This is a genomic window from Campylobacter sp. RM12637, from assembly GCF_020137645.1.
Taxonomy (GTDB): Bacteria; Campylobacterota; Campylobacteria; order Campylobacterales; family Campylobacteraceae; genus Campylobacter_E.
The window spans coordinates 174,883-190,670 of record NZ_JACGAV010000001.1; the positions used below are offsets into that span (position 1 = coordinate 174,883).

A 15,788-nucleotide genomic window follows, 5' to 3' on the forward strand; every position below is an offset into this window, starting at 1 on the left:
CCCTTTTTTTCTAATTTTATTAATTTTAGCCGTTAAAATTAATAAAAGGATTAAAAATGAATTATTATGATTTAGTGCAAATTAAAGATTATTTAAAGCAATATAAAAAGATAAATCGTGCATATAGAATAAATGATAATTGCTTATGTATTGAGTTTAAAGATAAACTATATTTTGATTTAACCAAGGGCAAAAGTGCAATTTATAGTGGTAATTTATATGCTAAAGATTATACTAGTCCATTTGATTTACAACTTAAAAAAATGCTTTTTAACGCAAGTATTTTAGATATTAAAGTGCCTATAAATAATAGGATTTTAGAGTTTAAACTAGCCTTAGCTCACGCTTATAAAAAAATGGAATTTTATTTAATACTTGAGTTTTCAGGAAAATTTACAAATGCACTAATCTTAGATGATAAAAGAAATATAATAAGTGCCTTAAGATACGGCAAAAACAACCTTAGAGATATTTTACAAAATGAACCTTACATAGATTTAGAACCTACAAAAATCACTGAAAAAAATATAAAAATTGAAGATTTTAAAATTTATTTCGCAAATATTTTTGCAAGTCTTCAAAACGAGAAATTAAACTCATTAAAAGCTCAAAAAATAATGGAAAATGATAAAAAAATTGAAAAATTAGAGCTTTTAATAAATTCTTTAGAAGATGAAGAATTGCTAAACAAAAAAGCACTTTATGAATACGCAAAAGGCGATGCACTAAAAGAAAACTTATATAAAATCAAAGATTACGAAAGAGAATTTGAAATAGGAATTTATAAATATTCTTTAATCAACTCTGCAAAATATGAGCTAAATAATATTTATAAAAACGCTAAAAAATTAAGCCAAAAAGCAAAAAATATAAGCATAGAAAAAGATAATCTAAACGAAAAAATAAATGCTTTAAATAGTCTAAAACAAGCAATAATTTGCACAAAAGATGAAGTATTTTTACGCTCATTATTCGCAAAAAACAATAAAAAAGGCAAAACCCAGCAAAATCCAAACATATTAAATTTTTATGTAAATGATTACAAAATTAGCGTAGGACTTAATGAAAACGCTAATGAATATTTGCTAAAAAATAGCAAAAAAGATGATTTATGGTTTCATTTAAAGGATTTAAAAGGCTCTCATGTAATAATTTCAAGCAACAAAAAAAGCTATGATATAGATTTAATCTATCATGCTGCAAGTCTTTGTGCTTGTTATTCTGGTAAAAAAGAAGGTAATTTTTTAGTAGATTTTACAAAAAGAGCAAATGTAAAAATTATTGAAAAAGCATTCGTTAATTATGTTAATTACGATACTATAAAGGTTTTTTTATGAGTGTTAGCAATATTGGAAATATAAATTATATAAATCAAAATCAAGGCGTAGCGATTGATAATCACGCAAAACATAATGCAAAAATGTTTGCTGATGAGCAAATTACTTTAGTTACGCCAGAAGTTAATGTAATAGAAGAAAGTAGCGAAAGCTCAAAAACAAACACAAATCTTGATGATGAAAAATCATATCAAGAAGAACGCCCTAAAAAAGAGCATAAAAGAGCTAATTTTTTCGGTGTTATGATAGAAGAAGATGAAGAAATTGAAGAAATAAAAGAAAGCGATAGGCTTTTTGATAAACTTGTTTAAGGAGTATTTATGTTGAATGAAAAAATAAAAACAGGCTTAATTTTTGCAATAATTGCAGTAATTTTTCTAGCGATAAATTCTTATTATTTATGGCTAATAATATTTTTATTAGCTAGTGGCATTGGATATTTTGAAGCTTGTAAATTATTTGATACTAAAAATAATTATTTAATTTTAGCTTTAGGATTGATATTAGGAATTTATACTCAAATGCCTGTGGTTTCTATGATTTTTGCTATTTTAGTTCTTGCTTCTTTTTTAGCATACAAACAAGGAGATTTAAAAGAAATTCTACCATTTATTTATGCAGGAATTGGAATTAGCTTTATTTTTGAAACTTATATTAGATTTGAATTAAGTGGCTTTATTTGGCTACTTTTAAGCGTTGTTTTATGTGATAGTTTTGCTTATTTTGTAGGTAAAAAATATGGAAAAACTAGCTTTAGTCCAAGTTCTCCTAATAAGACTTTAGAAGGAGTAATCGGCGGAATTATTATTAGCACAATAGTTTCAAGTATTTATGCTAGTTTTGTTTATAGTGAGATTGGCTTTTTAGAAGTTTTATTTTTATCATTTTTAATGGCGTTTTTTGCTGTATTTGGAGATTTATTTGAAAGCTATTTAAAACGCTTAGCGAAGGTTAAAGATAGTGGAGAGCTTTTCCCTGGACATGGCGGAGTATTAGATAGAGTTGATGCTTTGATTTTTGCTAGTATTATTATGGTGGTATTCTTATGAGCTTTACTATAAATCCAACAAAACCTGAAATTATAAGTGTATTTGGTTCAACTGGTTCAATCGGCGTTAATGCTTTAAAAATAATAAAACAAGCTGATATTAAATTAGAGTGCATTAGTGCTTATAAAAACTATGAATTATTAAACGAACAAATAAAAATGTTTAATCCTAAAATAGTCTTAGCAAGTGATGAAATACTAGATAAAGTCAATCATTCTAATAAATACTCAATAAAAGACGCTGCATTTATAATGCAAGATTTAAAAAGTGATGGAATTATCAATGCAATAGTAGGATTTGCAGGGCTTAAAATATCTTTACAAACTCAAGAATTAGATAAAAAACTCTTTTTAGCAAATAAAGAAAGCTTGGTTGTGGCTGGAAAATTTCTTGATACTTTTAATATCTCTCCTATTGATAGCGAGCATAGTGCATTAGCAGCACTTTTAAGGGGTATTAAACACCCTAAAAAGCTCACAATTACTGCTAGTGGTGGGGCATTTTTTAAATACAATGAAGTTGCAAATCTAAAAGCAAATGAAGCCTTAAAACACCCTAATTGGGATATGGGAGCAAAAATCACAATAGATAGTGCAACAATGACAAATAAGCTTTATGAATTAATAGAAGCAAAACATTTATACCCTAATTTAGAATTAGATGCAATCATAGAGCCAAGCTCAAGTATTCACGCATTTTGCGAAAGTATTAATGGCTCAATGAGTGCTTATTTTAGCGTACCTGATATGAAGCTTAGCATTGCAAATGCACTCTTAGGTGAGAGTGATTTTGCTGCTTGTGAATATTTTGATATTTTAAAACTTGCTAAATTAGAATTCTTTGAGATAAATCCTAATAAATACCCTATTTTCAAACTAAAAGATGAGCTATTAAATAATCCTGATTTAGGTGTTATTATCAATGCTGCTAATGAAGAATTTGTATATAAATATTTAAAAGATGAATGTAAATTCTATGATATTAGTGACGCAGTATTTAAGGCTTTAGATAAATTTGCTGATAGTAAAATAAATACTATTGATGATGTGTTTAGTGTAGATAAAATGGTAAGAGAGTTTTTGAATGCTTAAGATATTTTTAACATTTTTAAGTCTTAATTTATTTGCTTTAAATTTTACTATAAACACTTTAGGAGAATGTGAAAAAGTTTGTGATAATACCGTTTTGATTTTTGGCGGTATTCAAGGAGATGAGCCAGGTGGTTTTCACGCTGCTAGCTTATTAATCACTGATTATAAAATCACTAAAGGAAAAGTAATTGTCGTGCCAAATCTTGCATTTGATTCAATAATTGCTAGAAGTCGTGGAGAATTTGGAGATTTAAATCGCAAATTCGCAGAACTTAGCGAAGATGACCCTGATTATTACACGGTTGAATTAATCAAAAAAATAATAACTTTACCTGAAGTAAAACTCATAATAAATCTTCACGATGGTAGTGGATATTATTCTCCAAATTATATAAATAAGGATAAAAATCCTAAAAAATGGGGAAATTCTTGCATAATTGACCAAGAGCAAATTGACGCAAAATACGGGAATTTAAACGAAATTGCAAGTAAAGCTTGTGAAAGTATAAATAATAATTTATTACACAAATTACATAGCTATCATTTAAAAAACACAAACACAGCAAATGGCGATGAAGAAATGCTAAAAAGCCTAACTTATTATGCAATTACTCAAGGTAAAGCCGCCTATGCAAACGAAGCTAGCAAAAATCTATTAACTCACGAAAGAGCATATTATCATTTACTAGCAATTGAGAGCTATTTAAAGGCTGCTGGAGTTGAGTTTGAACGAGAATTTGAATTAAATCCTAATGCAGTAAGAGAAGTTATTGAAAAACCGATTTTAATTAAAATTGAAAATCGCTTTTTATTAAGCCTTCAAAAACCAAGAGAAAAAATAAGATTTATTCCAATAAAATTGCCATTTACTTATAAAGCTAGCAATGAATTAACTGCGATTTTTAAAAACAATCAAGATAATGGCTTTAGTATTCAATACGGCAATCGCTTTCAAACTAATTTGTATTTAGAAAAAAATGTTGAATATAGCGATATTATTGATAAGTTAAATTTAATTGTTGATGATAAAGAAATCACAACTAATTTCGCAAAAATGATTGAAGTAAAAAATTATTTTTTAGTTAAAAAACACGATAAAGTAAGGATAAATGTCATAGGCTATAACGCAAAAGATAGTGAAGATAGTATAAAACTAAGCCTTAAAAATATGCAAAAACAATACTCAATTGATAAAGCAGGTAAGATTTATAGGGTTGAAGCTTACGAAGATAATAAATTTATAGGTGAAATTTTAATTAGATTTGAATGATGAAAAATATTATTTTAATTATTTGTCTTGTAGTTTTTACTTCTTGCAGTAAAAATTATTTTGCTCTTCCATCTCAAGATTTAAATAATTATGAGAGCAATGAGTTTTATATCACTAAAGAAGTATCGCAAAAATTAAAAGAAAATTATTTAAAAAACCTATTTTATGTGTGGGGAATTGATAAAACCAATATCAATATGAAAAATATTGCAAATGATATTTTAAAAGACACAGGTTATGGAGAAAATTATCAATTAAATTCTCAAAAATTAATGCAAAATATAGTGGATAATGCTGATTTTGATAATTTAAACAAAATTTCAAAAAATGCAATCATTATTCATTCAAGTAATTTAAGATTATTACCTACTAAAAAACCAAGATTTAAAAATCCTAAATTAGCAGGCGAAGGCTATCCGTTTGATTATTTGCAAAACTCATTTATCTACGCATATACTCCTGTTAAAATCTCTCATTTTAGCAAGGATTTTGGCTGGAGTTTTATTTATAATAGCGTGGTAGTTGGCTTTATAGAAAATAAAAATATTGCATTTATTAGTGATGAAGATTTAAATATTTATAAATCATCAAAAGACTTCATAATGCCTAAAAAAGATAAAATTGCATTAATAGATAAAAATGAAGACTTCATAGAATACGCAAGAATTGGAATGCCTTTGGCATTAAGTAAAGAAAGTGCTAATTTTTATACTATAAGAGTTTTTAAAAAGGATTTAAACAATAACGCAAAACTTATTGAAATAAAGGTCAAAAAAGAAGATTTTTTCAAACTTGGAGATAGTTTTTCTAGCGTTGATTTAAAAAAAATCGCAAATGAATTAATAGGACAAAACTATGGCTGGGGCGGATTAAACGGCGATAGAGATTGCTCTGCTTTTTTAAAAGATGTATTTGGCACATTTGGAGTTTTTCTAGCTAGAAATTCGCAAGATCAAATCTATCAAAAAGATTATTTAAATAGAAAAATATTTTTTAATATCTCAAAACTTAGCAATAAACAAAAATATAATTATATTAAAAGCAATGCAATACCTTTTGCAACCTTGCTAGCTCTAAAAGGTCATATAGTTTTATATTTAGGAGAATTTGATAACAAAATCTATATATTACATAATTTATGGGGGATTAAAAATTATGAGCGTGGAGTTGAGAGTAGAATTATCGTTGGAAAAGTAGCAATAACCACAATAGATGCAGGCAAAAATCTCTCAAGTGTAAAAGAACAAGATGTAATATTAAGTAGGATTTTTGGTATGAGAAATCTATTTGCTGATGAATTGCAGTTTGAAATTCCTAATTTAAATTCTAATAAGGACTAATTATGGCTATATTACTTGGTATTTTATATTTTTTATTGGTATTTTTCGCTAATGCAAATATGCTTTTAAGAACTATTAAAAATAATACTTTTAATAAATTTAGAAAAATAATTGTGGCTTTTTATAGTATTATTTTTGCGTTTGAACTAAGCTTAATTACTCAAGAAAACTTAATTAAAGAGCTTTTATATTATTCTTTTATAATTTTAATTGCTTCAACTATTGTGTTTTTTATAATTATGAGTTTTTATTATATCAAGACAAAAATCGTCTATGAAGAACATTTTGCAAAAGTAATTGATATATGGGAGATATTCAATTTTTTTCCTATATTTTTTATACTTATTTATTATTTAAAAGATATAAATATTTTAAATTATGAGTATATATTTATTTTCATAGCTTTTGTATTTTTTTATAAGGTATCAAAAAACGCAATAAAAGTCCCTAAAATCAAAGAAATAAATCTAAACGAAGATAAACTAAAAAAAGATTTAAAAATCGCAATGATAGCTGATATTCATCTAAAAAAGAATTTAAATGATGAGTTTTTTATAAATATAATTAATAAAATTAATTCTTTAAATCCTGATTTAGTAGTAATCGTAGGAGATTTAGTAGATACAGGTATTAATAATGTCAAAAACCTTAATTATCTAAATGAACTAAAATCAACCTATGGCACATTTTATGTCTTAGGAAATCACGAATATTATCACGGAGTAGGCAGTATCGCTAAGGAATTAAAAAAATATAAATTGCATTTTTTAGATAATAAAAGCATAGAATTTGATGATTTTGTAATATCAGGTGTAAATGATTTAATGGGGCTAAAGCTTAAGACTTTTGAGCCTGATATTAGCAAATTAAAGCCTAAATTAGATAAGTTTAATATCTTACTAACCCATCAGCCAAAATTTGTTAAAAAATACGATGTTAGCCCTTATGATTTAATCCTAGCTGGACATACTCACGCAGGACAAATCTTTCCTTTTAGCCTAGCTGTTAAACTTGAGCAAGGATATTTAAAAGGCTTATATAATATAAAAAATAGCAAAATGTATGTAACAAGTGGAGCGGGATTTTGGGGTATAGTAGCTAGATTTAATGCAAGTAGCGAAATAGTCTTAATTAATGTAAAATCTAAATAATTTACTTAATAGAAATTACTAATTAATAAAATATATCTTTATTTAAAACAAGGAGTATTTTATGAAAAAAATTTTTTTATGTTTATGCTTAGGTGCATTTAGTTTATTTGCTAAAGATTTAAGTCCTCAAGAATTAAACGATATGAAAAAAGAACTAAATGAAAGTATGATGAAAATGCATTCTAAAATGCAAGCAGGTATGAATGAAAACGACCCTGATATAGCATTTGTAGCAGGTATGCTACCTCATCACATTGGTGCTGTTGATATGGCTAAAATCGTTTTAAAATATGGAGAAGATGAAAATATCAAAAAATTAGCTAATGATATTATAAAAGCTCAAGAAATTGAAATTAAATTTATGCAAGAATATTTAGAGAAAAAAGGCTATAAATATCCAGAAGCAATCAATCATCATCAACATTAATAATTTATGCAAGGTAATTTTCCTTGCATAAAACTTCATTTGCCAAATTAAGACAATATCATATTTTTTAGGAGTATAGATGAAAGAAAAATTTTTTATTTTAATATTGGCATTTTTAAGTGCTATTGCCCCACTTGCAACTGATATGTATTTACCTGCATTAAGCTTAGTTCAGCATAGTTTTAATACAAGTGAGTTTTATACTCAATTAAGCATTGCTAGTTTTTTTATAGCCTTTGCATTAGGACAATTATTATATGGACCAATTAGTGATATTTATGGTAGAAAAATCCCATTAATTATAGGACTTTTCATATTTATAATATCTAGCTTTTTATGTTTTTTAGTTGATAATATTTATACTTTTATTGCTTTAAGATTTATGCAAGCACTTGGCGGATGTGCTGGGGTTGTGATTGCAAGAGCTATTGTAAATGATTGTTTTTCTAAGCAAAAAGCAGTGGCTGTATTTTCATTAATGATGATTAGCTCTAGCATAGCTCCTATGATTTCTCCTAGCATTGGTGGGCTTTTGCTTAAATACTTTTCTTGGCAAAGCATTTTTATTACTTTATTTTGTCTTGGAATTTTATTATTATTTTTAAGTATTTTTTATATAAAAGAAAGTAACAAAAATCAAATTCCATTTTCATTTTCAAATATTTATAAAGCATATAAAAGTGTTTTAACTAATAAAAGTTTTTTAATTTATGTAATTAGCTCAAGTTTAATTATGAGCACTTTATTTGCTTATATTAGTGGCTCAAGTTTTGTTTTTACCAATGTTTTTAATATCAGCTTACAAGAATATGGATTAATATTTGGGATAAATTCTTTAGGATTTATGATAACAGCTAGATTAAATGTGTATTTTACTTCTAAATTTGGTATATCAAAAGTAATTTTTATAGCTTGTATAACAATGATAATTAATTCATTTTGCTTAATACTTTTATCAAATAATTTTTATACTTTTACTTTATTTTTATTCTTAACTTTATGTATGCTAGGCTTTATAACACCAAATCTAGTTACAAAAGCTATGCAAAAATCTAAAAAATATTCAGGTAGTGCTTCAGCAATACTTGGAGCTATGCAATTTATGTTCGCAGGATTTGCAGCGTTTTTAGTCGGTGCTATGAATGCTAATACGAGTTTTGCACTAGCTTGCATAATAAGCGTTTTTTGCTTACTTGCAAGTCTAGTTTATATTTTAAGATTTAAGTTAATTAGAATTTAAAACTTCTGTTTTAAATTCTAAACTTATTTTTTAGTGATATAAAAGCCTAAAATAGAGCCATTTTGCACTACTTCGCAACTATGACCTAAAGCTTTCATATCAGGTGGAATTCCATTAATACTTTGCGGACAATCGCTAATTATTTCTAATACTTCGCCGCTTTTTAACTTGTGAATTACTTCATTAGCAACAATTGCAGGATAAGGACAAGGTTCGCCTAATAAAGAAATAGAATAATCAATTTTCATTTTTTCTCCTTGCATAAAATAATATTAAAGCAATGCTTATTAAAAATAAAGCTATATTAATGCCAAGACCACTATATCCGCTTAATTTGATTTTTTCTCCACTCAAAAACCACTTAGGCAATAAATCATAATTTAAAGCAATTAGCATAGTTCCTATTATATTTCCAATACCAACTACTATAAAATGAGTTTGCCCTTCTACTGCACGATATAAAAATCCACATTCACAACCACCTGCAAACACTATACCAAAGCCAAATATAAATGCTCCCGTGCAAAGCCCAAGAGATATTTCTAAAACCTTAGCGTTGTATCCGCCTTTATTTAATAATGCAAATACGAAAATACTAGCAACTAACATTGATACAAATAAAGCTAAAGAAAAACTATATCTTTTAAATAAAAATAAATCCCTAAAACAAGAAGTAAAGCAAATCTGTCCTTTTTGTATCAACCAGCCAAAAATCACTCCAAATATCAATGCTGTAGGAAGATTTTTAGTATCATTACTAGCTAAATACGCAAAGAATACAAAAAAAGCAATTACGCTAAGAAATAAAATAATTTTGTTTTTTTGTTCTAAATTCTTATCTATTTTTAATTGCGGAGTATTTGTTTTAATCATCTCATATCTAGGAGCAAAAATCTTAATTTTTAGCACCAAAATAGCCGCTGCAACCCCAAGACACATAAAAATAGCAAAAACCCAAGTATGTAAAGAAAAATAAGGAAGACCTGTAAAAAAGTTAGCCAAATTGCACCCCCAAGCAAGTCTAGCACCAAATCCTGCTAATATCCCGCCTACTAATGCTTGAAAAAATCTAGTCTTAGAAGCTATTTTTCTAAAATACACTTTATTAGCAACGCTAGCAGCTAATAAACAACCAATTATAAGTCCAATAATCATAACCCCATCAACACGAGTTAGCATAGTTCCGTTTAGATTTTGCTTTTGATAATATGAATACGAACTTAAATCCATTCCAAAAAGCTCAAGAATTTCCCCACCGATACGAGTAAATTCACCTGTTACTGCAAAAACACCACCAAAAATAGCAAAATATAAAGTTGCCATTATGCTTAAAACCATAACCGCTTTAGTATTGCTATAGAATTTGCTTAGGTAGTTTTGATGAAAGTGTGCAAGTTCTGCACCAAAATTTGAAGTTTTCATAAAAATCCTTTGTATAGCTAAAACTTAGCCAAAATTAAAAGGCTGATTATAAATTAGCATTCTTAAAGATTTCTTTAAATTATTTATCTCAAAATCAAGTTAATTTATTTGAATAAAATTATTTAATATAAACACATATTTATTAATAATTTTTGTAACAAAATTAAAAGAATTTGAAAATAAAATTGCAAATATTATTTATCAAAAAAAGATATATTTAACCCGTTTTTATTTTAGCTAGGAGCTTAGATGGATTTTGAAGTTATAAAAGAGTTTTATCCACTTTACATAGACGCATTAATCCTTACTATAAAACTTGCATTTTATGGCATAGTTTTATCATTTTTAATAGGGTTATTTTGTATGTGGGTTGAACTACATAAACTAAGGTTTTTAAAACTAATTTGTAATGCTTATATAGAGCTTTCAAGAAATACCCCGCTTTTAATTCATTTGTTTTTCTTATATTATGCAATGCCAAAGCTTGGAATTAAGCTTGAAGCCTTTACTTGTGGAGTAATTGGACTTGCATTTTTAGGTGGTGGATATATGGCTGAGAGTTTAAAATCAGGTTTAAATGCTATTAATAAACACCAAATAGAAGCAGGATATGCTCTAGCATTAAGCAAAAATCAAGTTTTATACTACATATTATTGCCATTATCACTTAGAGTTTCTATAGCTAGTATTAATGCAAATATAATATTTTTGTTAAAAGAAACATCAGTTGTAAGTGTAATAGCTCTAGCTGATTTAGTCTATACAGCAAAAGATATAATAGGACTTTATTATGTGACTAATGAAGCTTTATTTATGCTTTGTGTTGCTTATTTTATAATGATTTTACCGCTTTCATTATTTTTAACTTGGTTTGAAGCGAGGATTAGAAAATGAGTGAAATATTATTTGATTTATCAATTTATTCAAGGCTTTATGAAGGCTTAAAAGTTACTTTATTTATATCTTTTGTATCTATATTTTTCTCAATTATAGGCGGGCTTGTTTTAGGCGTTTTTATGAGTTTAGGAAATAAAATTATTTTTTATATTCTAAAAATAATTCTTGAAATTATAAGATTTATGCCTATTATCGTTTGGCTATTTTTAATATATTTTGGAATGTCAAGTTGGCTTAGTATAGATGCTATTAGTGCTACTATTATTGTATTTGTGATTTGGGGTATGTTTGAGATGATGGATTTAGTAAGGGGTGCAATAACAAGTATTCCTAAACACCAATTTGAAAGCTCAATCGCACTTGCACTTAGCAAATACCAAATGTATAGATATATTATTTTGCCACTTGCATTAAAAAGATTAATTCCTAATGTAATAAATCTTTTAAGCCGTATGATTAAGACTACTTCAGTAGCTTATTTAATAGGTGTTGTAGATATTTTAGCAATAGGTAATCAATTAAAAGAAGTTACATTATTTATTAGCAATCTAGCACCTTTATATATTTATACAATTATATTTTTTATATATTTTATAATTTGTTATCCCTTATCAAAAATATCAAAAATACTAGAAAAAAGGTGGAGTTAATGAGTATTTTAAAACTTGAAAATATTAATAAATTTTACGGCAATAACCACGCTTTAAAGGATATTTCTTTTGAAGTTAATAAAGGCGAAGTTGTTGTTTTAGTAGGGCCTAGTGGCTGCGGGAAAAGCACAACTTTAAGGTGTATTAACGGACTTGAAAATATAGCTAGTGGAAATATTTATATAAAAAATGAAATAATTACTAAAGATTATAAAAACTGGCAAGAGATTAGAAAATATGTTGGAATGGTGTTTCAAAGCTATGAATTGTTTGACCATTTAAATGTGCTTGAAAATATCTTATTAGCTCCTATGAAAGTTCAAAAGCGTAAAAAAGATGAAGTTTTAAAACAAGCCCTAGATTTATTACAAAAAGTTGGTTTAGAGCATAAACAAAACGCCTATCCAAAAGAGCTAAGTGGCGGTCAAAAACAAAGAATTGCAATAGTTAGAGCTTTATGTATGAATCCTGAAATTATGCTTTTTGATGAAGTTACGGCTGCGCTTGATCCTGAAATAGTAAGAGAAGTTTTAGATGTATTATTAAATCTTGCAAAAGAAGAAAAAACAATGCTAATAGTAACTCACGAAATGGCATTTGCTAGAGCTGTAGCTGATAAAATTATTTTTATGGATAGTGGCAAAATCGTTGAAATTGCAAGTCCTGAAGAGTTTTTTACAAATCCACAAACTAATAGAGCTAAGCAATTTTTAAATATGTTTGAATTTAAAAAGGATTAAAATTATCTTTTATTAATTTTTTTGCGTTTTAATTACAAGCGATTTTATTTAAAGGAGAAATTATGAAAAAAGTTATTTTATCACTTGTTGCAGGGGCTTTACTAACCTGTTTTGCTAATGCTAGAAATATTGAAGAGATTAAAACTAGCGATAATATTAAAATAGGTGTTTTTGCTGATAAACCACCATTTGGCTTTGTTGATAAAGAAGGCAAATTCCAAGGCTATGATATTTATTTTGCAAAAAGAATTGCTAAAGATTTATTAGGTAGTGAAGATAAATTAACCTTAGTTCCTGTTGAAGCTGCTAGTAGGGTTGAGTTTTTACAATCTGATAAAGTTGACATTATTTTAGCTAATTTTACAAAAACACCTGAAAGAGCAAGAGTTGTTGATTTTGCATTACCTTATATGAAAGTTTCATTAGGCATTGCAAGTCCTAAAAATGCAGAGATTAAAGACATTAAAGAACTAGATGGAAAAACTCTAATCGTAAATAAAGGCACAACTGCTGATGCGTATTTTACAAAAAATAAAAACGGAGTAAATCTAGCAAAATACGACCAAAATACTGAAACTTTTGGAGCATTATTAGATGGCAGAGGTGCTGCACTAGCACACGATAACACCTTGCTTTTTGCTTGGGTTAAAAACAATCCTGATTTTGTAGTAGGTATTAGTGAATTAGGAGATATTGATGTAATCGCACCTGCTGTTAAAAAAGGCAATAAAGAGCTTTTAGAATGGCTAAATAATGAGATAGTAAAACTAGGCGAAGAGCAATTCTTCCACAAAAATTATGATGAAACTCTAGCACCTGTTTATGGAACTGATATTGATAAAGAAAGCGTTGTTGTAGAAGGCGGCAAACTTTAATAATTTTGAATTAGGATTATTCCTAATTCGCTTTTTATTCTTATTTTAAATTCTATTGAGTTTTAAGAATTTAAAATAAGAAAATCTTTTCAAAAATCAAAATATCTTATAACTTTTGCAATAAAATTTCTAAAATAATCTAAACCTTTATATCAAACAATCTTACATTAGATACTTTATTTTGGCTAAAACTAAAAGCTAGTTTTAAAAACTCATCATAATTTAATTCGCTAATGTTTTTATTTGGATTTTCTAAACCCATTAACTCTCTTATCTTTCTCATAAATTCATCAGCTTGTTTTTCTTCAGCTTTTTTATTACTACTAAAAAATCCACTATTAAGACTATATAAGGTTTTAGTATAATTAGCACTTCCTAAAATAGCACTTCTTTGGCTTAATGGTTTATCATAAGCATTTAATTTGACATAATCTTTCAGCCATCTTGGCATACGCTCAACTTCAGCACTCATAAAGCCATTTTCTCCCCTTGCCATTACTTGCATTCCTAACGCTTTATCAAATGCAAAAAATGTAGCCGAGCTAATTTTTCTATCATAACCACTTAATTTACCTTTATATGTGCTTTCTCCTTCAATTAAAGTTGGGTTTGATTTTAATATACCTATCAAAAGCCCGCCTTTTGATATTTCTCCATTTTCATTTATATAATTTTGTCTTGCTTCGTCATAATCACCAAAATATCCACTAAATCTAGGGTCTTGCTTGATATTATCAGGTGGAAAAACATTTGTGTTTGGTAAGGTTTTATCATCATTGTCAAAAGAATAAAATAAGGGATGATGAGTTTGGTAAAGTTCATTTTGAAAAGTCATTCCGTGATTATTCTCATAATCATCAGGTGAATGTAAAATTTTATTGATTTTGATTTCATCACTTCTTGCTTGAATATAACCTTGTGGAAATTGCTTTATATCTTCGGTGTTAAAAAATTCTTTAGAGTTTAAAAAATCTTCACTTACAACTTGGCTAAAAAGTGTATAAGCGTTATTAACAGTTTTTGCTATATCAATTTCATAATACTTTCTATATGCTCTTAAAGAATTGTTATTTCTATCTACTAGATTTTTTAAAGTATCGCTATGTATTTTAAAATCTTCAGCAATTCCTGCTGCTTTGTTAAAATCACTTGTAAAAAAGCCATCTTTATCAACTCCGTATCCTAATACTTCACCTACCTTTTTATCATCTGCTTTATTGTCTACTTTTTTAATCTCGTTATTTGTTTCTTTTTTGCTTATATTAGTTATTTGATATGTTGAATAAGAATTTATTTTCATAATTATTCCTTTATTTTAAACTCTTTTATCATACAAATTCTCGCTATCTTTATATGCCATTAAAATAGCTAATAAATCTCTTTCATTTTTGATATTTTGAATATCCATTTTACTAAGTATTTCTTCCATACTTTCACGAGTGCTAGTGCCTTTTACTTCTATTGGTTTAAAATCATCTTTTTTATTATCAAGTATTGTATGATTTTCTTTTATAGCTTTTAATCTTTTGCACTCACTTATAAAATCTTTAACGCTAATATTTTTATCACATAATAATTTTAAAATATCACTATCATTAATATTATTAAGACTTTCATCAATGTATTCATTATTAATCTTAAAATCTTTTAAAAACTCTCTTAGTTCTTTTTTGTCTTCAGGGTTAAAAAAATCACTAAAAGCTCTTTGATAAATATTACTTACTTTGTATTCTTGCATTACTCTTAATTTTAAATTAAGCTTGGTTTTTAGATTGCCTAAATTAGTCCCATCATCAACAAAAGTTTCATCAAAATCGCTAAAAGCTGAATTATAAATTAAATTAGACATTTGATTTATGTTATATTTTAAATCTTTTAAAGCTTCACTATAATCACTATTTAAATTCTTTAAAGCTTCTTTGATTGTATAAGCTTTCTTTGGCAAATAATCATCTCTTATAAATGTATTATTTAAATCATTTAATAAGTTTTCATCTAAATTAAGATTTTTGATATATTGCTCTCTTACACTATCAATTGTGCTTTGATTACGCTCTTTTACATTGTAATTAATTATTGCTTCACGCTTTAAAATATTATAAAAGTGATTATAGTTTGATATTTGCATTTTAAACCCCTGTTATTTTTCTATATCGGTATGTTTAAAAAAATATTAATGGTTATTAAATTCTTATAAAAATTTATATAAAATTTATATATAAACTTATTGATAATAACAAACCAAAATTAGGCAATAATATTTAAACCTTAATTTATTATTAAATTTTAACATTAATTA

The 15,788-nt window shown here is 26.8% G+C and carries 17 protein-coding genes; 13 read left to right on the plus strand and 4 right to left on the minus strand.

From position 1 onward, the window contains the following. Positions 1-56 precede the first annotated feature (56 nt). The 9 genes from AVBRAN12637_RS00895 (at position 57) to AVBRAN12637_RS00935 (ending at position 8,905) form a co-directional block, all read left to right on the plus strand. Positions 57-1,337: an NFACT RNA binding domain-containing protein gene (locus AVBRAN12637_RS00895; protein WP_214115953.1), complete on the plus strand. Its 1,281-nt coding sequence runs from the start codon at positions 57-59 to the stop codon at positions 1,335-1,337. After that, complete coding sequence (locus AVBRAN12637_RS00900; RefSeq protein ID WP_214115955.1) at positions 1,334-1,648, plus strand: hypothetical protein; 315 nt, start codon at positions 1,334-1,336, stop codon at positions 1,646-1,648. The genes AVBRAN12637_RS00895 and AVBRAN12637_RS00900 overlap by 4 nt, the downstream gene beginning before the upstream one ends. 9 nt (positions 1,649-1,657) lie before the next feature. After that, the gene (locus AVBRAN12637_RS00905; protein WP_336608468.1) at positions 1,658-2,386 is read left to right on the plus strand and encodes a phosphatidate cytidylyltransferase; all 729 of its coding nucleotides are present in this window, start codon (positions 1,658-1,660) and stop codon (positions 2,384-2,386) included. Between the two features lie 32 nt (positions 2,387-2,418). Continuing rightward, on the plus strand, positions 2,419-3,477 hold the full coding sequence (locus AVBRAN12637_RS00910; RefSeq protein ID WP_214119727.1) for a 1-deoxy-D-xylulose-5-phosphate reductoisomerase: 1,059 nt from the start codon (positions 2,419-2,421) through the stop codon (positions 3,475-3,477). Next, a complete protein-coding gene (locus AVBRAN12637_RS00915; RefSeq protein WP_239803375.1) occupies positions 3,470-4,747 on the plus strand; it encodes a M99 family carboxypeptidase catalytic domain-containing protein in 1,278 nt (425 codons plus the stop codon). Before AVBRAN12637_RS00910 ends, AVBRAN12637_RS00915 begins: the two co-directional genes overlap by 8 nt. After that, the gene (locus tag AVBRAN12637_RS00920) at positions 4,747-6,087 is read left to right on the plus strand and encodes an SH3 domain-containing C40 family peptidase (RefSeq protein ID WP_336607824.1); all 1,341 of its coding nucleotides are present in this window, start codon (positions 4,747-4,749) and stop codon (positions 6,085-6,087) included. The genes AVBRAN12637_RS00915 and AVBRAN12637_RS00920 overlap by 1 nt, the downstream gene beginning before the upstream one ends. A gap of 2 nt (positions 6,088-6,089) precedes the next feature. Then, positions 6,090-7,238 carry a metallophosphoesterase gene (locus tag AVBRAN12637_RS00925; RefSeq protein ID WP_336615169.1) on the plus strand — a complete coding sequence of 383 codons (1,149 nt, stop codon included), beginning with the start codon at positions 6,090-6,092 and terminating at the stop codon, positions 7,236-7,238. A 61-nt stretch (positions 7,239-7,299) separates the two neighbouring features. Beyond that, a complete protein-coding gene (gene copM / locus AVBRAN12637_RS00930) occupies positions 7,300-7,665 on the plus strand; it encodes a CopM family metallochaperone (RefSeq protein WP_214119711.1) in 366 nt (121 codons plus the stop codon). A gap of 79 nt (positions 7,666-7,744) precedes the next feature. Continuing rightward, positions 7,745-8,905, plus strand: a complete 1,161-nt coding sequence (locus AVBRAN12637_RS00935) for a multidrug effflux MFS transporter (RefSeq protein ID WP_214115973.1) — start codon at positions 7,745-7,747, stop codon at positions 8,903-8,905. Positions 8,906-8,928: 23 nt separating this feature from the next. On the opposite strand, the gene yedF is transcribed toward AVBRAN12637_RS00935, so the two are convergent. Both yedF and yedE read right to left on the minus strand, forming a co-directional pair. Further along, entirely contained in the window at positions 8,929-9,153 is a 225-nt protein-coding gene (gene yedF / locus AVBRAN12637_RS00940; protein ID WP_214115976.1) for a sulfurtransferase-like selenium metabolism protein YedF, read from the minus strand. Then, positions 9,143-10,327, minus strand: coding sequence for a selenium metabolism membrane protein YedE/FdhT (yedE, locus tag AVBRAN12637_RS00945; protein ID WP_214115978.1), 1,185 nt, complete (start codon positions 10,325-10,327; stop codon positions 9,143-9,145). The genes yedF and yedE overlap by 11 nt, the downstream gene beginning before the upstream one ends. Before the next feature lie 249 nt (positions 10,328-10,576). Here yedE and AVBRAN12637_RS00950 point away from each other — a divergent pair, with 249 nt between their 5' ends. The 4 genes from AVBRAN12637_RS00950 (at position 10,577) to AVBRAN12637_RS00965 (ending at position 13,489) form a co-directional block, all read left to right on the plus strand. Further along, positions 10,577-11,221, plus strand: coding sequence for an amino acid ABC transporter permease (locus AVBRAN12637_RS00950; RefSeq protein WP_214115980.1), 645 nt, complete (start codon positions 10,577-10,579; stop codon positions 11,219-11,221). After that, the gene (locus tag AVBRAN12637_RS00955) at positions 11,218-11,874 is read left to right on the plus strand and encodes an amino acid ABC transporter permease (RefSeq protein WP_214115982.1); all 657 of its coding nucleotides are present in this window, start codon (positions 11,218-11,220) and stop codon (positions 11,872-11,874) included. The genes AVBRAN12637_RS00950 and AVBRAN12637_RS00955 overlap by 4 nt, the downstream gene beginning before the upstream one ends. Beyond that, on the plus strand, positions 11,874-12,614 hold the full coding sequence (locus AVBRAN12637_RS00960) for an amino acid ABC transporter ATP-binding protein (protein WP_239803371.1): 741 nt from the start codon (positions 11,874-11,876) through the stop codon (positions 12,612-12,614). Before AVBRAN12637_RS00955 ends, AVBRAN12637_RS00960 begins: the two co-directional genes overlap by 1 nt. 62 nt (positions 12,615-12,676) lie before the next feature. Then, entirely contained in the window at positions 12,677-13,489 is an 813-nt protein-coding gene (locus AVBRAN12637_RS00965) for a cysteine ABC transporter substrate-binding protein (RefSeq protein ID WP_214119709.1), read from the plus strand. A gap of 139 nt (positions 13,490-13,628) precedes the next feature. Here the strand turns inward: AVBRAN12637_RS00965 and AVBRAN12637_RS00970 are convergent, their stop codons facing one another. Next, the gene (locus tag AVBRAN12637_RS00970) at positions 13,629-14,789 is read right to left on the minus strand and encodes a Cj0814 family flagellar-dependent secreted protein (RefSeq protein WP_336615170.1); all 1,161 of its coding nucleotides are present in this window, start codon (positions 14,787-14,789) and stop codon (positions 13,629-13,631) included. Positions 14,790-14,804: 15 nt separating this feature from the next. After that, the gene (locus AVBRAN12637_RS00975; protein WP_336615171.1) at positions 14,805-15,617 is read right to left on the minus strand and encodes a hypothetical protein; all 813 of its coding nucleotides are present in this window, start codon (positions 15,615-15,617) and stop codon (positions 14,805-14,807) included. Positions 15,618-15,788 lie beyond the last annotated feature (171 nt).